We start from the raw sequence: 24,462 nt of genomic DNA, 5'->3' as shown, positions 1-24,462 counted from the left end.
ACCTATTTCTTGGTACCCATACTTCTTGTAACCCCTTCCAGCCGCACATGTTTGACACCAGATTCATCGAAATGCACATCAATACTGATATTGTTGCGACTTAGAAAGTAATCAACATTATTAAGGGTAAGCAGGTAATTCCCTTTTACTGGAACCTTAAAATCTTTTTTGGCTAATTGCAGCTTATTGGTGCCAATTTGCCATTCAAAAGATTCGATGTACCCTGCGTTAAACTCTTGGATCCAAACTCGAGACTCGTCTTTACTAAGTGTTAATGCAATAGAGTAAGACTCAGGCAACTGAGACATAGAGTAAGCTTTTTTGCCGATACGGAATTTTTTATCAGACGATTGCCAACCAAAACCGAAGTCAAAACTTTTGGTAATCCCAGTTGGGTAAGTCACCATGCCCTTGCCTGCTAAATCAAAGTTAGCGAGGACATGATTGCTAAAGCTTAGGGCTGTGATACAGAAGCCAAGTTTGAATATGTTATTCATAAATAAATACTTATCTTGAAGATAATGAAAACTTAATTCAGTTTATAAAATAAAGCAAGTTGCTCAAAATTTAACATGTCATTAAATATATAACTGAACACGCTTGTTGCAATTAAAGGCTATGATACACTGGCGAGACAAATTACTGGTTAGACCAATTGAAACATGAATCTATACTTTCGACTATTGCTTCTATTTTGGAAAATTAAACAAAATAAAAATTACGAAGGCATGTTGGATCCAACAACGATTGACTTCAGAGCATTACCTACTGACTGCGATATTAATTTACACCTTACTAATTCGCGCTATTTGGCAATGATGGACATTGCTAGAACTTGGATGACAGAGCGGTTAGGGCTTTTAAATAAAATTCTAAAACGAAAATGGTTTCCAATAGTTAATGCGACAGCCATTACGTATATCCGAGATATTAAGCCGATGCAAAAGTTCTCTGTAACCACACGTGTGGTCGGGTGGGATCATAAATACTTTTACATAGAACAGAAGTTTCATTCTGAAAAAGGCTTGCATGCGATTGCCTATGTCCGAGGCGTATTCAAAAGCCGACAGGGCATTGTAGCTGTCGAAGATTTACTAGAGTTAGCTGAGTTTAGAGGAGCGCAACCTGAACTCCCCAATGAAATTGTGCATTGGAAGGAAATGCTTGAGCAAAAAAAGGTCAATAATAAAAAGGCCACATAAGTGGCCAAGATTGAGAAAGTTATTCTTAGATTAGAACTTATATTTAGCGCCAATCATTGCGACAAATGGGTCGATCTCAACATCTGATGTTAAAGCCTTTACGCCATTTGCGTATACTGTTGCATCCGTATCAATATCCATTTTTGATACCATCACATGTAAGCCCCACTTGTCATTGATTTCATAATTCAAACCAAGTTGTAAAGCCAATCCAAAGGAGTTGTCTAAGTCAACTTTTACGTCATCAGTACCAAGTGTTTGCTTTAGTGCTGCGGTTGGCTCCTCATCGAAAAATACCGTGTAGTTTAGACCTGCACCGATAAATGGGCGTAGCTTGGCACTTTTATCAAAAAAGTGGTATTGCGCTAAAAGTGTTGGTGGTAGGTGTTTAATATTTGCAATGTCATTACCAGCTAAACCTCCTGCACCTTCTACGGTGTGAGAAAATGGTGTGGCTGCCACTAATTCGAATACAATGTTGTCGTTATAGTGATAATCGAACGTGATACCAAGCTGCGTGTCTGAATCGGCTGATAGGCCTAATGCCTTGTTTTCATTAATTGCAGACGCCGAGTCGATAGGGTTTACATGTATAGCACCCACGTTAACACTAAATTGTGCATGAGCAAGAGGTGCTGTTACTAATAAAGTTGAAATCAAAGCAGCTGTTAGTTTATTCATTTTCATCTCCTGAACCTAAACAAGGTGGTTCTTTTTAATGACTCCATAGTAAGGGCTTTGATGAAAAAAAAGCTGTTCTAGATCAAATTTGACTTTTCATCTTTCAGAAGTTTTTGAAAGTTTGATTTGGATTAAGTTTTAGCACGCAATTATGTTGCTAATTGTGCGCAAATACAATTGAGCTTGGCAGGTAAACCTAGCTTAAGTCATAAAGATGCAACTAAGCAGTCATAATTTAGACACCTAACATACGTTTAATGAGAAAAAAGTCAGATAGATGATTGCTCATGTCTTACCCACTTAAAAATAATGCTAAAAGCGTCCCCAGCGTTGCATCGATACTACAACGCTTGATTAAAGCCCGTTCAGTGACCCCAAATGATGCTGGGACAATCGCATACCTTGCTGAACGGTTATCTGAACTCGAATTTAACATAGAAGTCATTGAGTCTAATGGTGTCAAAAATTTAATTGCACATCGGAAGTTTGGTGAAGGCCCTATTTTTTCTTATTCTGGCCATGTAGATGTTGTGCCTGCCACTTCAGATGGATGGCGAGTTGACCCGTTTTCTGGTGATATTATCGATGGTGTCATTTATGGCAGAGGGGCTGCTGATATGAAAGGTTCAGTGGCGGCTATGCTTACTGCTACAAAGGACTTTTGCAATGCAAACATAGCAAAGCTGGGGACTTTTTATTGGTTGATCACCTCTGATGAAGAAGGGGAGGCAACGGATGGCTCGGTATTGATAGCGGAGTATTTACAGCAAAGGGGAGTGGTGCTAGACGCCTGTCTCGTAGGTGAGCCTACGTCTCACAAGCATGTTGGTGACACAATAAAAAATGGTCGTCGGGGTGCAATTTCCGGACGTTTTATCGTGCAGGGTAAATCTGGCCATGTCGCTTATCCTGAATTTACTGTCAATGCAGCACATATTGCTGGTGAGTTAGTGACTCAGTTAGCGAACTTGGCTTGGTCAAAAGATGAACCTGGTTCTAAATCGACGCTTCAGGTGACTGGGTTAACAGTCCCTAACATCGTTGATAATTTGGTACCAGCTACCTGTGAAATCATGTTTAATGTACGCTATAGCCATGGATATAAAAGCCATGATATTTGTCAAAGGTTGACAGAGGTTGCTCAAACCATTAACGCCGATATAAAGGTGGCTTGGGAGCGTCCGTGTGAGTCATTTTATACGGGTAAAAAAGCAGATAATTGCTTTTTATCTTTGGTTGAGAATGTGATTTCTCAAGAGTTAGGTCAATATCCATCACTCAGCACTGCAGGCGGAACATCTGACGGTCGCTTTTTTGCTAATGAACTAACACAGGTAGTTGAGTGCGGTGTAAAAAATGACACGATACATCAAGTCAATGAACACGTTGCGATTGCTGATTTATTGGCAATAGAACAGATTTACAAACGTGTACTATTTAAGTACTTGGGATCTGAATAACTGCCATAGTGCTACGCGTGTTTATTTCATACAGGTTCGTGATTTACCCTAAAAAAGAGCTGTGGAGATAAGCACTTAACTGTTCCTCGACTACTTTTTGTAAAGTTTATCATGCAGAGCATAAACCTATAAGTTGAGTAATGTTCAGCTTATTTACAGAGCGAAAAGAGCCTAGATACGATATCCTACCTCTACAGTATATTTGGCATACGCTTTATCCAAACACCTTCATGGTTAAAGCTTTTGTGAACCGGCCGATTAAATACAATGACCGATTACAACCTTGTCATGGAGACACAATTTCTCAGCTTCACGAGCGGTGACACCCACAATATGATGTTTTATATAAAATTCATGTAAAAATATAGGGATGCTGGTTTTTAATTGTTTTCTTGTTGTATGAGAAATGCTCAGGTATGATCTGTGATTGAATTCGGCACAAACGCGCAATAAAGATAATAAGTAATGAAAAAAATAACGTCCGTGCTTCTCACACTGTATATCATCATTGTGGGTAAAGCATATGCTGAACCTTGGTACGAAGAAGATGACTTTGAATGGCAACTCAGTGTTGGGGCCTTCTATGTGAATACTAAGCTACCAAAGTTAATTGGCGCTAAACATGAGTTTTCCTCTCTATCACCTTTGATTGATGCCAAAATCCAATATAAACAGTTTTATCTGAATACGCATTCGGGCGACTTTTTTGGTGGCTCTGATTTGGGTTATCAGCTAATTCAAGAAGAGAATTGGGGGTTAGATGCAATTTTTGGCAACTATCAAATCCCATTTTCGGATAAAGGGTATTATTCCAATGAAGAGACTCCAGTTGACACGTTAAAAACCATTAAACAACGTAAAGTTGATCAGTCTTTAGGGTTAGCCTATTACCGAACCGTGGGTGATTTTCTAGCTGTAGCAGAATTGGTCTATGATGTATTTGGTGACTCCAAGGGTTGGGTTTTCCATATCGAAGCAACGCGTAACTTTGAACTTCGCAATTGGGATCTTTGGTTAAACTTTGGCGCTAATTACTACTCGCAAAACTTCAATAATTATTTTTATGGGGTATCACCATCTGAGGTCAATGATTATTTGTATGGTTTTACCGCTGGTGATGGCGCGACAGTTTTTGTTCAAACACAGGTTAACTATCCTATTGCACAAGATTGGGTTTACAGTGCTGGCGCTTCAGTATTGATTGGCTCTGGAGGCGTGAAGAGTAGTCCGTTAGTGGACTCGAATTATGCCCGAGTATTTTTTACTGGAGTGAAGTATGTATTTTAGATTCACTTGGGTAATTTGGGCTTCATTAGCAACTCTGGCAACAGAATCTACTGCTAATGATAAACGTAAAGGAATATTGAATGCATCACCTACAAAATGTGTTGCACTGAACCAAGGACGTACCTGTTATGCTGATGTTGTTTTCGATATATCGGCACCAACAGCAGGTGATTATTGCCTTAGAGAAAGTGAATCTAAACGCATTTTGCAGTGTTGGGCTAATACTGATAGCTTTTCATATACACTAAATTTTGGCTCTATTGAAAGTGTTAGCTATGAATTGATAGCTAAGGCACACAGTGATGTTCTTGCTGTGACAACGATAGAAGTCAACTGGGTCCATAAGGTACGCACTAAAAAACGCCGTTGGAGACTATTTTAGTGGTCAGAACGGTCATGCATATACGATGCATGACCGGCAACAGTGTTAATTACATTGCTCGATCAAACCACGTAGGTGCGTACCGATGTCTTCGGTTTTAGTTTGCCCTTGCTCAAGCATAGTACTGAACTGCGTTTGCAGTTCTGCTAAATCATATGTTGATAATAGTGTTTTCAAATATGTGACGGTTTCAGCGCCCGCTTTTAATAACTCAGGTATACTTTCTAAGCTAATTTCCTGATCTGTTAAGCTGGCAATTGAATTTGCTAACTCAGCTACACTTGCACCATCTTGAAGCGCACCTTCTACTTCAACTAATGCACCCATCGGATCGCCGTCAAGTTTACTAGCGACACAGCTTGCCATTGTACCTGCTTGTGCGCTTTTGGCCATGGCTTCAAGCCCTTGTTCACGGATCTGCTCGATAACGGCTTGTAGCTCTTGATTCTCAGCTAAGTACTGCGCTTCAATTTGGGCTTTGGAGTTTTCAAATACATCACAGCCAGTGGTAAAAAATGCACTTAAACCCAATAAAATAGCGATACGTTTCATAAACTCACCTAATTAACCTAATTTGGGGTCAGTCTACTGATTATGTGCTACATTGTCACCTTTACTTCAAGAGTGGCCAATTTGTTTTTTTTGTCTAATTTGATCTAAGTAAACAATATTTGACATGCCAAATAGCTCAGCCTTGAGAACGTTTGCGACAATATGTAAAGCACGTTTCCATGCATTTCTCACCGCTAATGTAAACTGTTTACCCAAGTGAACTTTAAGCGTATCCAAAAAACAGTTACACAATATTCTTATATCGCAGGCAGATGGACGGAGAGCCTTAATTGTGGACATGTTTTCAATGATATAGCGACATAACTCTTGTTGATTCGCCATGCGTATCAGGCTTTGCTGAATAAATGCGCGTAGTTGGTATTCGATGGTTAAAATTTGCTTTTCACCATCGGGAATGACCATTGACATTGGATGCATTTTCAGACGGTGATTGAAACTCACACAGAAACAGTGAAAGTTTGGCTTGATAGTCGCAAAAGACTGACTCAAAAGTTGATATTGATAAGGTGAAATACTCATAATCGCTCCAATTACGATCAGAGCGGATCCGTGCTCAAGTTTTTAATCAAATCTGTTTCGTCATCACTTAATCTGATACAACAAACAAAACAAAATAAACTTGGGTAACTGCCTACGATGCGGCCTGAAATGTTGTATAAAAAAACCGCATCAAACTCAAGTATAGGCATGAGACTTTTATGATTGCAAACTTAATTGTCATTAATGCAGAAATGGAAAGAGTTCATTTCTGCATTAATGTATTCAACTACTTGATAGGGGATAGTAGTTTAGGATCTGTAACTAGCTGCCTAACACCGTGAGCGTGATCTTCTTCAAACACATTGTCATCGCACCACTGTGCTAAACTATTTATGTCAACTTTGGCGCAAGCAGGACGAACACTCCAAGTCACTTGTAGAGGAGAACACTGCTTATCGTTGTAACTAGGTCCTGTTGTAGATCCTAGAAACTCGACTGGTTTACCCGTTGTATTAGGAATGTGCTTTGGCTGGTGATAGCCATTTACAACGTTGCCATCATAGCTTAAATCATTGAAGTCTAATGCATCTTTATCATTTACAACTAGGAAAACTTGCGTTTCTACGCGCAGATCTGGATTGGCACATTGTTCATTAAGGCATGCTCCAAGCCCTTTACCAGGCTTCACATCACAAGAACTATGTACCCAGTGCACTTCAATGGTGTCACCAGGCTTAACATTTTTACATACTTTACCTTTCGGTGCTTTTAATTCAGCTGCAGTTAGGCTAGACGTTGCATTACACTGATAACCACCGTATTTACTGTCGCCGGCAAATACAGAGAAGTCTTTTGCTTTGTGTTCTGCATTTTTATGAAAGTGAATATTACACAGGTTCATCTGTGATGAAGGAGGGGCGAGACTGAAGATACGCTTATTTTCGCCTTCAAGGTTATCAATATCGCGGGGTGTTTGAGGGCCTGCACTTGCACATGAATTTGCGACTGCAACACCACTAAAAACTAAAGTAGATAGCGCAGCAATTGTTGCTTGGAATGACCTTTTATTCATATTATTGTCTCCTAATTGTAAGAAATGTGCAGTATAGAGAAAACCAAAACAGGTACAAGTGCTGTATGTTAATGATTGTTAAAGGACTAATGGATTTAATAGAGGATTGTGTAACGCTGTCTATTTTATCTAGTTAGCTGTTGCGTATTAATGGAACAATCTCTATAATACACGCCAATTGAGCAGCATATTGCTGCATGTGGACGCGGGATGGAGCAGCCTGGTAGCTCGTCGGGCTCATAACCCGAAGGTCGTCGGTTCAAATCCGGCTCCCGCAACCAATATTAAGAAATTTGATATTTCTTAAAGGTCGCGCATTCATGGTAATGCGCGTTTTGCGTTTAAGCGCAAGCTTAATTTAGGCTGGTACAGTCCGCAACCAAGCACGGCCTTTGGCCACACAGTTTGTTTTTGGTGTGACGCCCCGCTTGGTTCGGGGCGTTGTTGTGTCTGGTGCTAGATATTAGCAATTTAGGCCCAAGAACATGCAGCTGAATTGATGGGGCCATGAGCCCTTTTTTTGTTTGTATGGAGGTAATTTGTGTCAAAACTCGAGCAAGATTTAACCGTTATGCTAGAGCCGGCTGTTGAAGCATGCGGTTTTGAGCTACTCGGTCTAGAGTTTGTGCAAGCGGGTCGTCATTCTACACTTAGAGTGTACATTGAACATGAGAATGGCATTAATGTTGACGATTGTGCAGAAGTAAGTCGCCAGATTAGTGCGATTATGGATGTAGAAGATCCCATTACAAATGAATATAACTTAGAAGTGTCTTCACCGGGTGTGGATAGACCATTATTCAAACAAGCTCATTATGAGGACGCGCAAGGTGAAGAGGTGCGTTTGCGCACTAAACTTCCACAAGATGGTCGCCGTAATTTTAAAGGCGATCTGGTAGCAGTTAAAGGCGATATGATCACGCTGACTGTCGACGGACAAGAGCATCACATTATGCTTAGTAACGTCGAAAGAGCTAATATCATCGCCAAATTTTAAGATTAAGTGCGAAGGACCAGGGCAAGCGAGGCAAAACCTATGGCAAAAGAGATCTTGTTGGTTGCAGAAGCTGTATCCAATGAAAAAGCAGTCCCAAGAGAGAAAATTTTTGAGGCGTTAGAGTTCGCACTGGCGACTGCCACAAAGAAAAAACATGACGGTGAAATTGAAGTACGTGTTTCTATCGATAGAAAAACGGGTGAATATGACACATTCCGTCGTTGGCAGGTAGCAGAGCCGCTAGAAGATGGTTCATTAGAAAACCCATATTCTGAAATTACCATTGAAGCAGCTCAAGTAGAAGAGCCAGAGTTACAACTTGGTGATTATGTAGAAGAGCAAATTGAATCAATTCAATTTGACCGCATTACAACTCAAATGGCGAAGCAAGTAATCGTACAAAAAGTACGAGAGGCTGAACGTGCTTTAGTGGTTGATGCATATAAAGATCAAAAGGGTGAGTTGGTTACGGGTGTAGTTAAAAAGGCGTCACGCGATACTGTAGTGATTGATCTTGGTAACAACGCTGAAGCCGTTATCTACCGTGAAGATATGCTACCACGTGAGAGCTTCCGTCCAGGTGACCGTGTTCGTGGTCTACTTTATGAAGTAAAGCCTGAAGCACGCGGTGCGCAGTTATTTGTGACACGTTCTAAGCCAGAGATGTTGATGGAATTATTCCGCATCGAGGTACCAGAAATTGGTGAAGAGATGATCGAGCTCAAAGGTGCAGCTCGTGACCCTGGTTCACGTGCAAAAATTGCTGTTAAATCAAATGACAAACGTATAGACCCTGTAGGTGCGTGTGTAGGTATGCGTGGTGCACGTGTACAAGCAGTGTCTACAGAGCTAGGCGGAGAGCGTGTTGATATAGTATTATATGACGACAACCCAGCTCAGTTCGTAATCAATGCGATGGCGCCAGCAGAAGTTGCTTCTATTGTGATGGATGAAGATTCTCGCACGATGGAAATCGCCGTTGAAGCAGACAATCTAGCACAGGCAATTGGTCGTAATGGACAAAACGTTCGTCTTGCTAGCCAGTTAACTGGTTGGGAATTGAACGTAATGACAGTTGAAGATATGGAGCGTAAGAACGCTGAAGAATCTGATAAACTGATCAGTTTATTTACGGACAATTTAGATATTGATGACGACTTTGCTGAGTTCTTAATCAACGAAGGCTTCTCAACACTTGAAGAAGTTGCATATGTTCCAGTTGCTGAATTCCTTGAAATTCAGGGATTAGACGAAGACACAGTTGAAGAGTTACGTAAACGTGCAAAAGATGCTTTAACAACTAAAGCACTGCGTGATGAAGAATCTTTGGAAGGTGCCGAACCTGCTCAAGACTTACTAGACCTTGAAGGTTTAGATCGTCACTTAGCGTTTGTGATGGCGAGCAAAGGCGTTATCACCCTAGAAGATTTAGCAGAACAGGGTATCGACGAATTAGTTGAGATCACTGAATTATCTGAACAGCAAGCGGGCGACTTTATAATGGCTGCACGTAATATTTGCTGGTTTAGTGAAGAGTAGTTTATTAACGGGAGGTAACGCATAGCATGGCAGAAGTGAGCATAGAGAAACTAGCCGAGAACATTGGTACAACTGTCGATAAATTACTACAACAGTTAACAGATGCAGGGATCACCAAAGCCAAAGGCGATCAGGTAAGTGAATCTGAAAAAGCCAAGTTACTTGATCACTTGAGCAAGCAACATGGCGGTACAGGTTCAGATGGCCCTGAGCGCATGACTCTTCAGCGTAAAAGCAAGAGTACATTAAGTGTTACTGGTTCGACTGGTAAAGCTAAATCGGTTCAGGTAGAAGTACGTAAAAAGCGCACTTACGTTAAAAAGAGCGCAATCGAGCAGCAAAAAGAGCAAGAACGCTTAGCTGCAGAGGAAGCTGCGCGCAAAGAAGCAGAATTGAAAGCTCAACAAGAAGCTGAGCAACGAGCGAAAGAAGAAGCTGAACGCAACGCCCAACAGGAGGCAGAGCGAAAAGCCAAAGAGGAAGCTGAGCGCAAAGCTAAAGAAGAAGCCAAACGTAAAGCAGAAGCAGAACGTCAAGCGAAAGAACAGCAGAGTAAAGAAGTGGATAGCGCCCAACAAGAGCAAGAGAAAATCGAAGCAGAACGTCTTCGTACAGAAGCAGAAGCAGCAGCTGTGAAAAAAGCTGAAGAAGAAGCAAAACGTCAAGCAGAAGAAGCTCGTCGTCTAGCAGAAGAGAATGAAGCACGCTGGAAAGCTGAAGAAGAAGAGCGCAAAAAACGCGAAGCTTCTGCAGATCACCACATGACGACTTCTACATACGCACGTGAAGCAGAAGATGAATCTGATGCACGTGAAGAAAAAAGTGCACGTCGTAAGAAAAAGAAAAAGCCACAGGCGAAAGGCGAAAATAACGCACAGTCACGTGGTAAAAAAGGCAAGCTTAAAGCGCCTACTTCTCTTCAGCACGGTTTCCAAAAGCCTGCGGCAGAAGTTAAACAAGAAGTGCGCATCAGTGAAACAATTACAGTATCTGAGCTTGCATCACGCATGGCTGTGAAAGGTGCTGAAGTAGTTAAAACACTGATGAAGCTTGGTGAAATGGTAACGATTAACCAGGTTATTGACCAAGAAACTGCACAGTATGTTGCAGAGGAAATGGGTCATAAAGTTGTTCTTGTTAAAGAGAACGAACTTGAAGAGAAAGTACTCAACGATCGCAGTGACAACGAAAGTGTTGGTCCACGTGCACCGGTTGTTACTGTAATGGGTCACGTTGACCATGGTAAGACGTCAACGCTAGACTATATTCGTAAAGCGAAAGTTGCAGATGGCGAAGCAGGTGGTATCACACAGCACATTGGTGCATACCATGTTGAAACTGACGGTAACATGATCACGTTCCTTGATACTCCGGGACACGCAGCGTTTACATCAATGCGTGCACGTGGTGCAAAAGCAACGGATATCGTTGTACTAGTTGTAGCTGCTGATGATGGTGTAATGCCGCAGACTAAAGAAGCTGTACAGCACGCAAAAGCTGCTGAAGTACCGCTTATCATCGCTGTAAACAAAATGGATAAAGAGGGTATTGACCCTGATCGCGTTAAAAACGAACTTGCTCAATTGGATGTTATTCCAGAAGAGTGGGGTGGTGACACGCAGTTTGTTCATATTTCAGCGAAAACAGGTCTAGGTATTGACGACCTACTTGAAGCTATCTTGATGCAAGCTGAGCTATTAGAGCTTACAGCGCCTCAAGAAGGTATGGCACAAGGTGTTGTAATCGAATCTCGCCTAGACAAAGGTCGTGGTCCAGTTGCTACTGTACTTGTACAGGGCGGTACGCTTGAGCAAGGTAACATCGTTCTTTGTGGTCTTGAGTACGGTCGTGTTCGTGCGATGAGAGACGAAAACGGTAAAGAAATTTCACAAGCTGGTCCTTCAATCCCTGTAGAGATCTTAGGTCTTTCAGGTGTACCTGCGGCAGGTGACGAAGCAACGGTTGTTAAAGATGAGCGTAAAGCACGTGAAGTTGCTTTATATCGCCAAGGTAAGTTCCGTGAAGTGAAACTTGCACGTCAGCAGAAAGCGAAGCTTGAAAACATGTTCACTAACATGACTGACGGCGATATCTCTGAAGTTAACGTGGTTCTTAAAGCAGACGTTCAAGGTTCAATTGAAGCAATCTCTGACTCACTAACTAAGTTGTCTACAGACGAAGTTAAAGTGAAGATTGTAGGTAGCGGTGTAGGTGGTATCACTGAGACTGATGCAACACTTGCAGCGGCTTCAAATGCTATTATCGTTGGTTTCAACGTACGTGCTGATGCATCTGCGCGTAAAGTGATTGAAGCTGAAAACCTTGATCTTCGTTACTACAGTGTTATCTACGACCTGATCGAAGAAGTGAAACAAGCAATGGCTGGTATGCTTGCGCCTGAATTCAAACAAGAGATCATTGGTCTTGCTGAAGTACGTGACGTATTCAAGTCGCCTAAGATTGGTGCTGTTGCTGGTTGTATGGTAACGGAAGGTATCGTTAAGCGTAGCGCACCAATTCGTGTACTACGTGAGAACGTGGTTATCTACGAAGGTGAGCTTGAGTCACTTCGTCGCTTTAAAGATGACGTACAAGAAGTTCGTAACGGTATGGAATGTGGTATCGGCGTTAAGAACTACAACGACGTTAAAGTTGGTGATCAGATTGAGGTATTTGAAACTGTTGAAGTACAGCGTTCACTGTAATTCTCACAGGGTCTAAACCTTGAAATGGGGGCATTAGCCCCCATTTGTGTTTGTGTTTTTTGGGTTTTTATAGCATAAAAATCAATAGTTTATATAAGTGGTGACAATGAGAGAATTTTCTCGTACGGATCGCGTTGCACAGCAAATTCAAAAAGAAATTGCGGTTATTTTGCAGCGAGAAATTAAAGATCCAAGATTAGGTATGGTGACTGTATCAGCAGTTGAAGTATCTCGTGATTTATCCTACGCAAAAATCTTCGTAACTGTTTTAAGCAGTAAAAGCGATGAGGATACGAAGCAAAACCTAGCAATTCTGAATGATGCAACGGGCTATATCCGTTCATTGCTTGGTAAACGTATCCGCGCACGTATTATGCCAGAGTTAAGATTTGTCCTTGATAACTCACTAATGGAAGGGATGCGTATTTCTAACTTGGTTGATGAAGTCATCCGCACTGATAAAGAAAAGCGCGGTGAAGATAATGATTCGGTTGAAGGTGGTGAAGAGTAATGGCCCGTCGTAGTAAAGGTCGCCCAGTTGATGGCATTGTACTTTTACACAAGCCACAAGGGATCTCATCTAACAAAGCTTTGCAACAGGCTAAAGGTATCTACTTTGCACAAAAAGCAGGTCACACTGGTGCGTTAGACCCGCTTGCAACTGGTATGCTGCCTATCTGTTTTGGTGAAGCAACAAAGTTTACACAGTTTTTATTGGATACTGATAAAACTTATGTTGTTCGTGCACAATTAGGTGAGCGTACAACCACATCGGATTCGGATGGTGAAATTGTTGAAACACGTCCGGTTGAAATCACGCAACAGCAATTAGAGCAGGAAGTTGCGAGCTTTTTGGGTGAGTCTGACCAATATCCATCGATGTATTCTGCACTTAAATACCAAGGCCAACCGTTATATAAGTATGCACGTGAAGGCATTGAAGTGCCGCGTAAATGTCGCAAAATAAACGTATATAGTATCACATTGGATGAATATGACGCTGAGCATCAGCAGATCCAGATGACCGTGCATGTTTCAAAAGGCACTTATATTCGTACCATCGTTGATGATTTAGGTGAAAAGCTAGGGTGTGGTGCCCATGTTATCATGTTGCATCGCAGTGGCGTTGGTCACTACCCAGCAGAAAAGATGATCACCATCGAAGCGCTAGAAGAAAAGTTACAACAAGCTAAAGCTGATGGTGTGGAGCCGTCTACTTACATTGATGATTTATTACTTCCGATGGATACCGCTTTGGTCGACCTACCGACGATTACTTTAACCCAAGAGCAAGGCATTGCTTTTAGCCACGGGCAGACAGTCGTTGTAGGGGAAGTTCCTGAAGGTGTTATTAAGGTGATGGCTGAAGATACGTTTATCGGTATTGGTGAGCGTAACAAGCATGGCCATCTAAAGGCAAAAAGAGCACTTTCAAGCGCACAATAATTTTGTCAGCGGCATTAATTACTGATACAATGCCGCCGCTTTGTCGCTTTGGCTGAATTAGTGATCGGCTAAAGCATTAAATTTATTTAAATTGGAGTTTATTATGTCACTAAGCAACAAAGAAAAAGCAGAAATCGTAGCAAAATTCGCACGCGCAGAAGGCGACACTGGTTCTCCAGAAGTTCAAGTTGCACTTCTAACTGCTGATATCAACAAACTACAAGGCCACTTTGCTGACCACAAACACGACTTCCACTCTCGTCGTGGTCTATTACGTAAAGTTAGCCAACGTCGTAACCTTCTTGACTACCTTAAAGGTAAGAACGTTGAGCGTTACGCTGCGTTGATCAAAGAGCTTGGCCTACGTCGCTAAGAATTTGATGAATTGTTGGATTTTTATCCGACAATAAAAAAGGGGCGAATTCGCCCCTTTTTTTGTGCGTGTACTAGCAGTATACTTACCCTCGCTCATGCATAGTGCTGAGCAAGCGCCGATACTTCTGCCAATTGTAGTGCTTAAGTAGAACTATATGAGTAGCCAGTAATTTTGGTTGTTCTATTTAAGACTGTAATTGGTTGTTGTTGGCGTTTTAATATATTTTTTAAGGAATATTTTTGTGCAAGCAATAATTAAAGAATTCCAATTAGGTCAACATACAGTGACTTTGGAAACAGGTGCAATCGCACGTCAGGCTGACGGTGCAGTTTTAGCAAGCATCGGTGACACATCAGTACTAGTGACTGTTGTTGGTAAGCGTGAAGCAGCGCCTGGTCAGGACTTCTTCCCTCTAACGGTTAACTATCAAGAAAAAATGTACGCAGCTGGTCGTATCCCAGGCGGTTTCTTGAAGCGTGAAGGTCGTCCTTCTGACTCAGAAACATTAACAGCACGTCTAATTGACCGTCCAATTCGTCCACTATTCCCAGACGGTTTCGTAAACGAAGTTCAAGTTATCGCGACAGTAGTTTCTTCAGATCCTGAAATTCAGCCTGATATGGTTGCGTTGATCGGTACTTCTGCAGCACTAGCAATTTCTGGTGTACCATTCAATGGTCCTATCGGTGCAGCGCGTGTTGGTTACATCGATGGTCAATACGTACTAAACCCAACTGTCACAGAGTTAGCTGAAAGTAAGCTAGATCTAGTGGTAGCGGGTACTGAAAATGCGGTACTGATGGTTGAATCAGAAGCTGAAATCTTAACTGAAGAAGAGATGTTAGGTGCGGTTGTATACGGTCACGACCAATCTCAAGCTATCATCAAAGCAATTGAAGAGTTCAAGGCTGAAGCTGGCAAACCGGCTTGGGAATGGACTGCACCTGAGAAAAACGTTGTACTAGCAGACAAAGTCGCTGCAATTGCAGAAGAAAAAGTAGGTACGGCTTACCGTATTACTGACAAAGTAGCACGTAAAGAGTCGCTATCTGAAGCAAAAGCAGAAGTAATCGAGAAGTTAACTGCTGAGCTTGCTGAAGGCGAAGAGCTAGACGAGCAAGAAGTTGGTAAACTATTCAGCTCTTTAGAGAAGAAAATTGTTCGTGGTCGCATCATTGCAGGCGAGAAACGTATCGATGGTCGTGAACCAGATATGGTTCGTGCACTTGACGTAATGACTGGCGTACTTCCACGTACACACGGTTCATCAATCTTCACACGTGGTGAAACTCAGGCATTAGTAACTGCTACTTTAGGTACTGAGCGTGACGCACAGATGATGGATGACCTAGTTGGTACGCATAAGCATCACTTCATGCTTCACTATAACTTCCCTCCATTCTGTGTAGGTGAAACTGGTTTCATCGGTTCTCCAAAGCGTCGTGAAATCGGCCACGGTAACCTTGCAAAGCGCGGTGTTCAAGCGGTAATGCCAAGCTTAGCAGAGTTCCCTTACTCAGTACGTGTTGTATCTGAAATCACTGAGTCAAACGGTTCATCTTCAATGGCATCTGTATGTGGTACTTCTCTTGCTCTGATGGACGCGGGTGTACCTGTTAAAGCGTCAGTTGCTGGTATCGCAATGGGTCTAGTTAAAGAAGGCGAAGAGTTCGTTGTTCTTTCAGATATCTTAGGTGATGAAGACCACCTAGGTGACATGGACTTTAAAGTGGCAGGTAGTAGCGCTGGTGTGACGGCACTTCAGATGGATATCAAGATTGAAGGTATCACTAAAGAAATCATGCAAATCGCACTTAGTCAAGCTAAAGCGGCGCGTATGCACATCCTTAGCGTGATGGACCAAGCAATTGCTGCACCTTCACAAGAACTTTCTGAATTCGCTCCGCGTATTTACACGATGAACATTCCACCGAAGAAGATTGCAGACGTAATCGGTAAAGGTGGTGCAACAATCCGTCAGCTAACTGAAGAAACTGACACAACGATCGAAATTGAAGATGACGGGACTGTTAAGATTGCTGCAACCAATGGTAATAGCGCTAAAGAAGCGATTGCACGTATTGAAGCCCTAACAGCTGAGCTAGAAGTTGGCACTATCTACAACGGTAAAGTAAATCGCATCGTTGACTTTGGTGCGTTTGTAAATGTACTACCGGGTAAAGATGGCCTTGTACACATTTCTCAAATCAGCAAAGAGCGTGTTAATAACGTGTCAGATCACCTGAAGGTAGGTCAAGAAGTTAAAGTAAAAGTGCTAGAAGTTGATCGTCAAGGCCGTGTACGCCTGAGCATCAAAGAAGCACTAGAGCCTTCGGAGCCTGCTGCAGAGCAAGCGCCAAAAGGTGAGTAATTTTTTGTAAAGAAACAATAAGTTTCGTTAAAAGGGGCTGAATGGCCCCTTTTTTTGTGCTTTAATGGCTGACACAATCAATTATCTGGCCCAAAGAGGGATATACCTTGAGATTTTTATTATTACCACTGCTAGGATTGAGCTTAATGGGCTGTCAGAGTACACAGCAAGATAGCGTTCAAGAAATGCTACAATCGGTGTTACCAGTACCATTTACTGAGCCCTTACAGCCAGACCCCCGTGCTCAAATTGAAGTGGCTAGATACAGTGAGTTATTAAACAGTGCAGAATTGACTCGCAACCAAAGAGCCGAGTTGTACCACATTCGTGGTAAATTATATGATAGCTTAGGCTTGCCCCAGCTAGCGCAAGTTGACTTTAACCGCGCTTTGAAACTGAAGCCTGATTTAGCTGAAACTTACAATTTTTTGGGAATACATCACACCTTACGCCAAGAGTTTACAGAGGCATACGAAAGCTTTGATTCAGTGCTAGAGCTTGACTCCAGCTATGAATATGCGTATTTAAATCGTGGTATTGCGCTTTATTACGGCGGAAGGGCGGAACTTGCGGTAGACGATTTTGAGCGTTTCTTATCCAGCGCGCCGGATGATGCGTACAGAATGCTATGGTTGTATATCGCCCACAGTGCACTAGACCCTGTTGCTGCAAAGGCGCAGTTAAATAAAAATAGTTTACAACTGGATAGAGATACTTGGTCCACCCAAATCGTTCAGTTTTATCTAAACCAATTAAGTGAAGAACAGTTTCTTGAAGGGATTGCAAAAGGGGCTAAGTCACAAGAGGAGTATGCACAAAGACTGTGTGAAGCATACTTTTATATCGCTAAAATACACCTCAGTGCAGGGCGATTTATACAGGCGGCAGAGTATTTTAGGCTAACGTTAGCCACTAACGTATATGAGTTTGTCGAGCATAAGTATGCTAAGTTAGAGCTGCGTTTACTCAGAGAAGCCTTGTTGCGAGCCAGCACTAGCTAAATGATGTTTCGTCAGTATCTTACTGGCATTGCCTTTATTTTGCTGGCTGTGCCAAGTAGCAGTCAGCAAACGCCATTTCGACACGAATCGATTACCACCCAACTCCCTCACTTGGTAGCCCAAGCTGCCCAAGCATACAACCCGTTGAGCCAAGCCTATTTGACACTGACGAAGATACCTGAGCGGCTCAGCGATAAGCAAGTGCGCACGTTACGTCGCTCAGGTTACGCGGCTTTTGCTTTTGAGTGGAGTATTCGGTTATTTGGGCTTGGCAGAAACGAGCAGGCCTGGTTGTTGTTTGAACAATATTGGCGTAAAGCACCGACTTCTTCACACACCCGCTTGCTGGCATTATTGCAGGAAAAAAAACGCTTTCATGCCATGGAACGTGTGCATGCGCGAGTTGGGCATATAGAACCGTATGCTTCTATTAGTGCAATGGGTTTAGGCCGTGCTGTTGATAAATTAGATAGAGACAGTATTAGGCACATGGGCTTCTCAGTATTGGATGAGCAAACGCAAGTAAATGAGTGTGAGCATACAATCTTGTTGTTAGCAGAAACCTTGAGTGGGCTTGAGCAACTTAAGCGGCTGAAGGCTCAGTACGCTCAAAGTGCGCTATCCGATGTTTTACCCTATTGCTTATCAGAGCCGCTTTATATCGGCGATATAACACAGTGCAACAGTCATGCATCAGCATTCATTCAATGTGATATCAAGCCGTTAGTACAAAAAAGTGCGGTATTACAGGCAAGGCATTTGGTGATTATGGCGCAAGCGCAAGGTTTAGCTAACGTGTACAATGGCGTCATGCGTTTGCATCACAAAAGTGAGTTTGAACTGTTTATCCATGAGCTGATGCATTTTGCTCATTTTGAAGATGAATATCCCCTACCTGTCAGCAAAGCTAATAGGCTTTGTAAAACAGAGGGGTTTAAAGCTCCCAATTTATATGTAGGAACAACTGCACCATCAGGTTGGTATCAAAGTGATACATGTAAATTTGGCCTGCTTCAATCCTATAAACCGCAGCACGCAGCGTCAAAGATGGAATATCATGAAATCCACTTGTCAAACCAATATTTAGGATTATGGTTAAAGTCTCTAGATAAAACTTTATTAGGACCTAGTGATTATCAAGTTTACCTGAATGAGCTAAGTGCTACACGTTGAGCTGGGTTAAATGAGCGTACCTTTTATGAACAGGATCTGAATTGTTTGTTAATCTTGACTACAATTTGCACAGCCAGTACGTGAAACTCTAGACAAGTCAAACACTAATAAAGTATAACTGGTAGACGTTATGTGTGATAAAAATGCACGTAAAAAATAAACAGAACACGATCGCCATGACGTAATCATAACGTGCATTTAATAGTGATGAACGGCATCGAAGATATAAGGCTTCTTTATGACTTTGCTTTGGATACCATTGATATCCTTGTTAGGTAGTTTACTTTCCTCATTAACAGGTAAACTCTCTCGCAATCAGTCTACTGCAATCACCTTGATTGCTCCTACTGTGGCTCTTTTATTAGCCATTGATTTAGCTCCCGCAGTGTTTGCTGGGGAAGCTGTTCGCGCAACGCTAGATTGGGTACCGATACTCGATCTGGATGTGTCTTTCCGTTTAGATGGTTTGGCACTGTTATTTGTATTTATGATCTTAGGAATTGGCATATTAGTAATTTTTTATGCACGTTATTACCTGAGTGAAAATGATTCAATGCCCAAGCTTTATGCGTACTTGATGCTATTTATGACAGCGATGCTTGGTATTGTAATGTCTAACAATGTACTGCAGCTGTGGGTGTTCTGGGAGTTGACCAGCATTAGCTCATTCTTGTTGATCAGCTACTGGTGGCACAAATCAGAAGCGCGTAAAGGCGCAAAAATGGCGCTGGCTATCACCGGTGGCGGAGGGTTAGCGTTACTTGCTGGCTTACTATTACTCGGCAATATTGTTGGCAGTTATGATTTAGATATTATTCTTGCTAGCCGAGAATTAATTCAATCACACGATCTTTATGAAGTAGCTTTAGTGCTCGTGTTATTGGGTGCATTTACTAAATCAGCTCAATTTCCATTCCACTTCTGGTTGCCTCATGCGATGGCAGCACCAACGCCTGTAAGTGCTTACTTACATTCGGCTACAATGGTTAAAGCGGGTATTTTCTTACTTGCGCGTTTTTACCCTGCGTTGGCGGGCACAGAGATTTGGTTTATTTTAGTGGGCCTGACAGGTTTGATAACGTTGCTTGTCGGTGCGTATATCGCTTTATTTAAACATGACTTAAAGGGGTTACTGGCATTTTCGACTATCAGTCACCTTGGTCTTATCACCCTGCTACTGGGCTTGGATACCGAGCTTGCTACTGTCGCGGCTATTTTCCATATCATTAATCATGCTACGTTCAAGGCGTCGCTCTTCATGGCGACTGGCATCATTGATCATGAAACGGGCACCCGAGACATGCGTAAGCTCAATGGTATGTGGCGCTTTATGCCTTATACCGCTACATTGGCGATGGTTGCAGCAGCATCTATGGCTGGTGTGCCATTGTTAAATGGCTTCTTGTCGAAAGAAATGTTTTTTGCAGAAACATTGCATCAGCAGTTACTGGGGTCAATGTCATGGCTTATACCAATTTTAGCTACCATTGCCGCAGCATTTTCTGTAGCTTATTCGGCGCGATTTATCCATGATGTATTCTTTAATGGCGATCCTGTTGATTTGCCAAAGGAGCCTCATGAAGCACCGCGCTATATGCGTGTACCAATCGAAATTTTGGTAGCGCTATGTTTGATTGTGGGCATGTTCCCTAATTTTATCGTTGATGGGATTTTAAGGTTGGCTTCTGGTGCCGTGTTAGGTGGTGAACCTCCTGAATTTTACATTGCCATTTGGCATGGTTTGAACTTGCCACTGCTCATGAGTGCGATTGCTGTTTGTGGTGGTTTGCTCATCTATACTCAGCGTAAATATCTTTTCCAATTTCAAGCATCTTTGCCGCCAATCAATGCGAAGAAAGGTTTTGAGAAGATGATGCACTCGGTAGTGACTTGGAGTCAGAATAAAATCAGTGCTATCGAGAATGGTTCGTTACAGCGCTATTTGATGTTGATGCTGTTGGTTGTGCTTGTCAGTGCAGGTTGGCCATTATTTGAGATGAGCCAGTTAGTTGGCGAAAACGCCTTAACGCCTGTTGATATCCACAATGGCATTGGCGCGGGTTTATTAATGATTGGTGCGATTGGCACCGTTATATGGCATCGTACACGTATGGTTGCGTTGTTAATGATATCTGTCGTGGGTCTGATGGTATCTGTTGCATTTACGCGCTTCTCAGCACCAGATCTAGCGTTAACACAGTTAACGGTTGAAGTTGTGACCATTATTCTGTTGATGCTAGCGTTGTTCTTCTTACCGCAGAAAACACCAAAAGAGTCTAGCTCGATTAGAACGTTAAGAGATTTAGGTATTGCGTCTGCGATAGGTGTCATCATTGGTAGTATTTGTTATGCCCTGATCACACGACCTTTAACCTCGATCTCTGATTTCTTCGTCGCTAATGCAAAAACGGGAGGCGGTGGTACTAATGTTGTTAACGTTATCCTTGTTGACTTTAGGGGCTTTGATACGCTTGGTGAGATCGTTGTATTGGGTATTGCAGCGTTAGGTATATACAAACTGATTATTCATTTACCGCTGTTTATGCCTGGCAGTGACTCTGAAGGCAGGCCATGGGCGAAAGAACGTTATCCGCTTCTGTTAGCTTCTATTTCACAAAGCTTGTTACCGCTTGCATTATTAGTGTCGTTCTACATTTTCTTAAGAGGACACAACCTGCCTGGTGGTGGCTTTATTGCAGGCCTAGTCACAGCAATTGCCTTTATTTTGCAATACATCGCACATGGCTCAAATTGGATAGCAGAACGATTTACCTTGAACTACAGAAAGATTATCGCGTCAGGTATTGCGATAGCGATGTTATCAGGTTTAGGTAGTTGGGTATTTGGACGACCGTTCTTGACTACGTGGTTTGATTATTTTGATATTCCATTGATTGGTGAGATTGAGCTTGCCAGTGCATTAGTATTTGATTTAGGTGTTTACATCACTGTTGTTGGCGCAACGCTGATGATATTAGCAAGCCTTGGTAAAGTGACTGCAAATGCACCCAAAGAAGAGGTGAATATTTAATGGAGCTTTTGTATTCTTCGTGCGTGGGCCTGTTAGTGGCCTGCGGTATATTTTTGATTTTACGCGCAAGAACGTTTCCGGTAGTACTTGGTTTAACCATGCTCTCGTACGCGGTTAACTTGTTTTTATTTGCATCAGGTCGTTTATCAATGAACCAAGCCGCTGTACTTGGTTACAGTGAAAGTTACGCTGATCCACTGCCTCAAGCGCTAGTGTTAACAGCCATCGTAATTGGCTTTGCGATGACTGCATTTGTGGTGATTTTAGCGATCCGTGGTCGTGCTGATTTAGGTAATGATCACGTCAACGGGGTAGTACCTGATAAATCGAAAACGAATTCTCGTCAGGTGAAGGAGCAGGGTAAAGCATGAGTCAACATTTAACTTCTTTACCTGTTTTACTGCCTATGCTGGCAGCAGTACTTATGCTGATGCCGCCGTGCGGGAAGAACCTAAAAATTAGACGTTATGTCTCTGTTTTGATGGGCCTGATAACGACGGTAGTATCTGTGTCGTTACTGGCTTATGTAAAAGCAAACAGTACGCAAGTGTACGCTATTGGTGATTGGTCTGCGCCATTTGGAATAGTATTAATTGCAGATCCGATTTCAACTTTGTTGGTTTCGCTCACATCATTTTTAGGTTTAGTTTGTGCCTTATATAGCTGTGCTGGCGATGATGAAGAAGGTAGTTTTTTTCACCCGCTGTTACACTTTTTAATTTTAGGTGTGAACGGTGCTTTCTTAACTGGGGATGCATTTAATTTATTCGTATTCTTTGAAGTACTACTGATTGCGTCTTATTCGTTACTGATGCACGGTGGAGACAAGCGAAATACTCGTGCGGCGTTGCAGTATGTCATTTTAAACCTTGTAGGGTCGTCTGTGTTCTTAATTGCGCTAGGTATCTTATACGGGACTTTGGGCACATTAAATATGGCCGATATGGCAACTCGTGTCATGGAGTTGCAAGGTGACGATGTATATCTGGCGAAAATCGGTGGTTTGTTGTTGCTGGTCGTATTTGCTCTAAAAGGGGCCCTATTACCGCTTCATTTATGGTTACCGAATACGTACTCGACAGCAATGCCAGTTGTTGCTGCGCTATTTGCCATTATGACTAAAGTTGGTGTGTACTCAATGATGCGTGTTTACACCTTGATTTTTGGTGAGCAAGCAGGTGAGTTGAGTCACATGGCGCAGCATTGGCTTTGGTGGCTAGCCTTGGCAACCATCGTAATGGGTGCAATCGGTGTGCTTGCAAGTCAAGACTTACGCAAAATGGTTGCGAACCTGGTTGTCGTCTCTGTTGGTACATTGGTTGCTCTTGTTGCAGCTCAGACTGTAGATAGCAGCGCTGCCGCAATTTATTATTTAGTGCATTCAACGCTTGTTTCGGCTGCTTTATTCTTAATTGCTGACCTAGTGGGTAAGCAAAGGGGCAAAGTGAGTGACCGCATCACAGCTGGCCGTCCTGTTGCACAACCGCTGTTTCTTGGTGGTGCATTTATTTTTGCTGCTGTAACCGTCATCGGCATGCCGCCATTGTCAGGGTTTATTGGTAAAGTTTGGATTTTAGAATCTACCCTGGAATCTGCGCACGGGCATTGGTTTTGGCCAATTTACCTAATAGCGAGTCTGGCAGTACTTGTGTCGGTTTCTAAAGCGGGAAGCACTGTATTTTGGCATCACACGGGTAAAGGTGAAGCTAATACAGAAGAGAAGGCACATCCTGTCCAAATGCTGGCTGTTTTAATGTTAGTGGCGGCATCGCCTCTAATGGTTATTTTTGCAGGTCCAGTAACGGATTATGCGCAGTTTGCAGCGGTTGAGCTACATAACTTTTACGGCCTTATCCAACATGTATTAGGAGGCAAGTAAATGAGACTTGAAGCTAAATATAAATGGTTGCCAACGCCGTTTAGGAGTTTGTTATTATTTTCTGTATGGCTGTTGCTGAACAACACAGTTGCACTTGGCCATATTATTTTAGGCCTGGTTTTGGCGATTGTTATTCCATTGATAACACACCCATTCAGAACTAAGCAGCCACTGGTCGTCAGGCCATTTAGAGCGTTGAGCCATTTAATGCTGGTTTTATATGATATATTGACAGCCAATATCGAAGTAGCGATTAAAATTCTTGGTCCAACCAAAAAGCTGAAGCCGGGTTTTGTGAAGGTACCGCTCGATCTTAATGAGGCTATGCCAATTACAATTTTGGCAAGTACGGTATCACTCACGCCGGGTACTGTTAGCGCCGAAGTTTACCCGTGGCCTGAAACCGTCGAAGGTGAAGACCCTAATTGCCAAAAATACTTACTTATCCATGTATTAGACCTGGATGATGAGCAGGCGTTGATCAATACCATTAAATCTCGATATGAGGCGCCTTTAAAGGAGATCTTTGAATGTTAGACACGATCATCTTAATAGTATTCGCCATGATTGGTTTAGCGCTACTGTTAAATTTATGGCGCTTAGTCGTTGGCCCATCAGTCCCAGACAGAATTTTGGCATTAGACACCATGTACATCAATACCATTGCTCTGATTATACTATATGGGATGAACATGGGAACGTCGCTGTACTTTGAAGCTGCGTTATTAATTGCTTTATTGGGTTTTGTGAGCACGGTTGCGGTGTGTAAATACCTGCTTCGTGGCGATATTATTGAATAGGGGGCCA

The 24,462-nt window shown here is 42.4% G+C and carries 23 protein-coding genes and 1 tRNA gene; 19 read left to right on the top strand and 5 right to left on the bottom strand.

Going from position 1 to position 24,462, the window contains the following annotated elements:
- Window positions 1–2 precede the first annotated feature (2 nt).
- Window positions 3–497: a hypothetical protein gene (locus tag JF50_RS22355; RefSeq protein ID WP_039611548.1), complete on the bottom strand. Its 495-nt coding sequence runs from the start codon at window positions 495–497 to the stop codon at window positions 3–5.
- Window positions 498–662: 165 nt separating this feature from the next.
- On the opposite strand from JF50_RS22355, the gene JF50_RS22350 reads away from it, so the two are divergent.
- On the top strand, window positions 663–1,202 hold the full coding sequence (locus tag JF50_RS22350) for a thioesterase family protein (protein WP_039611547.1): 540 nt from the start codon (window positions 663–665) through the stop codon (window positions 1,200–1,202).
- A gap of 30 nt (window positions 1,203–1,232) precedes the next feature.
- On the opposite strand, the gene JF50_RS22345 is transcribed toward JF50_RS22350, so the two are convergent.
- Window positions 1,233–1,883 (bottom strand): OmpW family outer membrane protein, encoded by a 651-nt coding sequence (locus JF50_RS22345; protein WP_080760334.1) that lies wholly within the window; start codon window positions 1,881–1,883, stop codon window positions 1,233–1,235.
- Window positions 1,884–2,170: 287 nt separating this feature from the next.
- On the opposite strand from JF50_RS22345, the gene dapE reads away from it, so the two are divergent.
- The 3 genes from dapE (at window position 2,171) to JF50_RS22330 (ending at window position 5,012) form a co-directional block, all read left to right on the top strand.
- Window positions 2,171–3,343, top strand: coding sequence for a succinyl-diaminopimelate desuccinylase (gene dapE, locus JF50_RS22340; RefSeq protein WP_039611545.1), 1,173 nt, complete (start codon window positions 2,171–2,173; stop codon window positions 3,341–3,343).
- Between the two features lie 465 nt (window positions 3,344–3,808).
- Window positions 3,809–4,630, top strand: coding sequence for a MipA/OmpV family protein (locus JF50_RS22335; RefSeq protein ID WP_039611544.1), 822 nt, complete (start codon window positions 3,809–3,811; stop codon window positions 4,628–4,630).
- Window positions 4,620–5,012, top strand: a complete 393-nt coding sequence (locus JF50_RS22330) for a DUF3019 domain-containing protein (RefSeq protein ID WP_039611543.1) — start codon at window positions 4,620–4,622, stop codon at window positions 5,010–5,012. Before JF50_RS22335 ends, JF50_RS22330 begins: the two co-directional genes overlap by 11 nt.
- Window positions 5,013–5,057: 45 nt before the next feature.
- Here the strand turns inward: JF50_RS22330 and JF50_RS22325 are convergent, their stop codons facing one another.
- From JF50_RS22325 to JF50_RS22315, 3 genes are all read right to left on the bottom strand, one after another.
- On the bottom strand, window positions 5,058–5,564 hold the full coding sequence (locus JF50_RS22325; protein WP_052262699.1) for a hypothetical protein: 507 nt from the start codon (window positions 5,562–5,564) through the stop codon (window positions 5,058–5,060).
- Between the two features lie 66 nt (window positions 5,565–5,630).
- Entirely contained in the window at window positions 5,631–6,104 is a 474-nt protein-coding gene (locus tag JF50_RS22320) for a globin (RefSeq protein WP_039611542.1), read from the bottom strand.
- 247 nt (window positions 6,105–6,351) lie between these two features.
- Window positions 6,352–7,137: a delta-class carbonic anhydrase gene (locus tag JF50_RS22315; protein WP_039611541.1), complete on the bottom strand. Its 786-nt coding sequence runs from the start codon at window positions 7,135–7,137 to the stop codon at window positions 6,352–6,354.
- A 204-nt stretch (window positions 7,138–7,341) separates the two neighbouring features.
- Between JF50_RS22315 and JF50_RS22310 the strand changes: the two genes are divergently transcribed.
- The 15 genes from JF50_RS22310 to JF50_RS22240 all read left to right on the top strand — a co-directional run bounded on the left by JF50_RS22310 (window position 7,342) and on the right by JF50_RS22240 (window position 24,455).
- A tRNA-Met gene (locus JF50_RS22310) sits at window positions 7,342–7,418 on the top strand.
- 260 nt (window positions 7,419–7,678) lie between these two features.
- The gene (gene rimP / locus JF50_RS22305) at window positions 7,679–8,134 is read left to right on the top strand and encodes a ribosome maturation factor RimP (RefSeq protein WP_039611540.1); all 456 of its coding nucleotides are present in this window, start codon (window positions 7,679–7,681) and stop codon (window positions 8,132–8,134) included.
- Window positions 8,135–8,173: 39 nt separating this feature from the next.
- Window positions 8,174–9,673 (top strand): transcription termination factor NusA, encoded by a 1,500-nt coding sequence (gene nusA / locus JF50_RS22300; protein ID WP_039611539.1) that lies wholly within the window; start codon window positions 8,174–8,176, stop codon window positions 9,671–9,673.
- Window positions 9,674–9,699: 26 nt separating this feature from the next.
- Window positions 9,700–12,378, top strand: coding sequence for a translation initiation factor IF-2 (infB, locus tag JF50_RS22295; protein ID WP_039611538.1), 2,679 nt, complete (start codon window positions 9,700–9,702; stop codon window positions 12,376–12,378).
- A 106-nt stretch (window positions 12,379–12,484) separates the two neighbouring features.
- Complete coding sequence (gene rbfA, locus JF50_RS22290; RefSeq protein WP_039611537.1) at window positions 12,485–12,889, top strand: 30S ribosome-binding factor RbfA; 405 nt, start codon at window positions 12,485–12,487, stop codon at window positions 12,887–12,889.
- Window positions 12,889–13,824 carry a tRNA pseudouridine(55) synthase TruB gene (gene truB, locus JF50_RS22285; RefSeq protein ID WP_039611536.1) on the top strand — a complete coding sequence of 312 codons (936 nt, stop codon included), beginning with the start codon at window positions 12,889–12,891 and terminating at the stop codon, window positions 13,822–13,824. Before rbfA ends, truB begins: the two co-directional genes overlap by 1 nt.
- 103 nt (window positions 13,825–13,927) lie before the next feature.
- Window positions 13,928–14,197, top strand: coding sequence for a 30S ribosomal protein S15 (rpsO, locus tag JF50_RS22280; protein WP_036975065.1), 270 nt, complete (start codon window positions 13,928–13,930; stop codon window positions 14,195–14,197).
- Window positions 14,198–14,441: 244 nt separating this feature from the next.
- Complete coding sequence (gene pnp, locus JF50_RS22275) at window positions 14,442–16,571, top strand: polyribonucleotide nucleotidyltransferase (RefSeq protein ID WP_039611535.1); 2,130 nt, start codon at window positions 14,442–14,444, stop codon at window positions 16,569–16,571.
- Between the two features lie 107 nt (window positions 16,572–16,678).
- The gene (nlpI, locus tag JF50_RS22270) at window positions 16,679–17,572 is read left to right on the top strand and encodes a lipoprotein NlpI (protein ID WP_039611534.1); all 894 of its coding nucleotides are present in this window, start codon (window positions 16,679–16,681) and stop codon (window positions 17,570–17,572) included.
- The gene (locus JF50_RS26500; protein ID WP_052262695.1) at window positions 17,573–18,745 is read left to right on the top strand and encodes a hypothetical protein; all 1,173 of its coding nucleotides are present in this window, start codon (window positions 17,573–17,575) and stop codon (window positions 18,743–18,745) included.
- Between the two features lie 238 nt (window positions 18,746–18,983).
- Window positions 18,984–21,776, top strand: a complete 2,793-nt coding sequence (locus JF50_RS22260) for a monovalent cation/H+ antiporter subunit A (protein ID WP_039611533.1) — start codon at window positions 18,984–18,986, stop codon at window positions 21,774–21,776.
- Window positions 21,776–22,147 carry a Na+/H+ antiporter subunit C gene (locus JF50_RS22255; protein WP_039611532.1) on the top strand — a complete coding sequence of 124 codons (372 nt, stop codon included), beginning with the start codon at window positions 21,776–21,778 and terminating at the stop codon, window positions 22,145–22,147. The genes JF50_RS22260 and JF50_RS22255 overlap by 1 nt, the downstream gene beginning before the upstream one ends.
- Window positions 22,144–23,655, top strand: a complete 1,512-nt coding sequence (locus tag JF50_RS22250) for a monovalent cation/H+ antiporter subunit D (RefSeq protein WP_039611531.1) — start codon at window positions 22,144–22,146, stop codon at window positions 23,653–23,655. The genes JF50_RS22255 and JF50_RS22250 overlap by 4 nt, the downstream gene beginning before the upstream one ends.
- The gene (locus JF50_RS22245) at window positions 23,656–24,192 is read left to right on the top strand and encodes a Na+/H+ antiporter subunit E (RefSeq protein ID WP_039611530.1); all 537 of its coding nucleotides are present in this window, start codon (window positions 23,656–23,658) and stop codon (window positions 24,190–24,192) included.
- Window positions 24,186–24,455: a K+/H+ antiporter subunit F gene (locus tag JF50_RS22240; RefSeq protein ID WP_023397675.1), complete on the top strand. Its 270-nt coding sequence runs from the start codon at window positions 24,186–24,188 to the stop codon at window positions 24,453–24,455. The genes JF50_RS22245 and JF50_RS22240 overlap by 7 nt, the downstream gene beginning before the upstream one ends.
- The last annotated feature ends 7 nt before the right edge of the window (window positions 24,456–24,462 follow it).

The sequence above is a fragment of the Pseudoalteromonas luteoviolacea genome (genome assembly GCF_000814765.1).
GTDB classification, from domain to species: Bacteria; Pseudomonadota; Gammaproteobacteria; order Enterobacterales; family Alteromonadaceae; genus Pseudoalteromonas; species Pseudoalteromonas luteoviolacea_H.
The sequence above is the reverse complement of the archived record's forward strand: the minus strand, read 5'-3'. Positions and strand labels throughout refer to the sequence as shown.

What these genes read in the sequence shown, in the direction of transcription:
- JF50_RS22355 (WP_039611548.1), bottom strand. Translation starts at nt 497, where the DNA reads ATGAATAACATATTCAAACTTGGCTTCTGTATCACAGCCCTAAGCTTT.
- JF50_RS22350 (WP_039611547.1), top strand. Translation starts at nt 663, where the DNA reads ATGAATCTATACTTTCGACTATTGCTTCTATTTTGGAAAATTAAACAA.
- JF50_RS22345 (WP_080760334.1), bottom strand. Translation starts at nt 1,883, where the DNA reads ATGAATAAACTAACAGCTGCTTTGATTTCAACTTTATTAGTAACAGCA.
- dapE (WP_039611545.1), top strand. Translation starts at nt 2,171, where the DNA reads ATGTCTTACCCACTTAAAAATAATGCTAAAAGCGTCCCCAGCGTTGCA.
- JF50_RS22335 (WP_039611544.1), top strand. Translation starts at nt 3,809, where the DNA reads ATGAAAAAAATAACGTCCGTGCTTCTCACACTGTATATCATCATTGTG.
- JF50_RS22330 (WP_039611543.1), top strand. Translation starts at nt 4,620, where the DNA reads ATGTATTTTAGATTCACTTGGGTAATTTGGGCTTCATTAGCAACTCTG.
- JF50_RS22325 (WP_052262699.1), bottom strand. Translation starts at nt 5,564, where the DNA reads ATGAAACGTATCGCTATTTTATTGGGTTTAAGTGCATTTTTTACCACT.
- JF50_RS22320 (WP_039611542.1), bottom strand. Translation starts at nt 6,104, where the DNA reads ATGAGTATTTCACCTTATCAATATCAACTTTTGAGTCAGTCTTTTGCG.
- JF50_RS22315 (WP_039611541.1), bottom strand. Translation starts at nt 7,137, where the DNA reads ATGAATAAAAGGTCATTCCAAGCAACAATTGCTGCGCTATCTACTTTA.
- nusA (WP_039611539.1), top strand. Translation starts at nt 8,174, where the DNA reads ATGGCAAAAGAGATCTTGTTGGTTGCAGAAGCTGTATCCAATGAAAAA.
- infB (WP_039611538.1), top strand. Translation starts at nt 9,700, where the DNA reads ATGGCAGAAGTGAGCATAGAGAAACTAGCCGAGAACATTGGTACAACT.
- rbfA (WP_039611537.1), top strand. Translation starts at nt 12,485, where the DNA reads ATGAGAGAATTTTCTCGTACGGATCGCGTTGCACAGCAAATTCAAAAA.
- truB (WP_039611536.1), top strand. Translation starts at nt 12,889, where the DNA reads ATGGCCCGTCGTAGTAAAGGTCGCCCAGTTGATGGCATTGTACTTTTA.
- rpsO (WP_036975065.1), top strand. Translation starts at nt 13,928, where the DNA reads ATGTCACTAAGCAACAAAGAAAAAGCAGAAATCGTAGCAAAATTCGCA.
- JF50_RS26500 (WP_052262695.1), top strand. Translation starts at nt 17,573, where the DNA reads ATGATGTTTCGTCAGTATCTTACTGGCATTGCCTTTATTTTGCTGGCT.
- JF50_RS22260 (WP_039611533.1), top strand. Translation starts at nt 18,984, where the DNA reads ATGACTTTGCTTTGGATACCATTGATATCCTTGTTAGGTAGTTTACTT.
- JF50_RS22255 (WP_039611532.1), top strand. Translation starts at nt 21,776, where the DNA reads ATGGAGCTTTTGTATTCTTCGTGCGTGGGCCTGTTAGTGGCCTGCGGT.
- JF50_RS22250 (WP_039611531.1), top strand. Translation starts at nt 22,144, where the DNA reads ATGAGTCAACATTTAACTTCTTTACCTGTTTTACTGCCTATGCTGGCA.
- JF50_RS22245 (WP_039611530.1), top strand. Translation starts at nt 23,656, where the DNA reads ATGAGACTTGAAGCTAAATATAAATGGTTGCCAACGCCGTTTAGGAGT.
- JF50_RS22240 (WP_023397675.1), top strand. Translation starts at nt 24,186, where the DNA reads ATGTTAGACACGATCATCTTAATAGTATTCGCCATGATTGGTTTAGCG.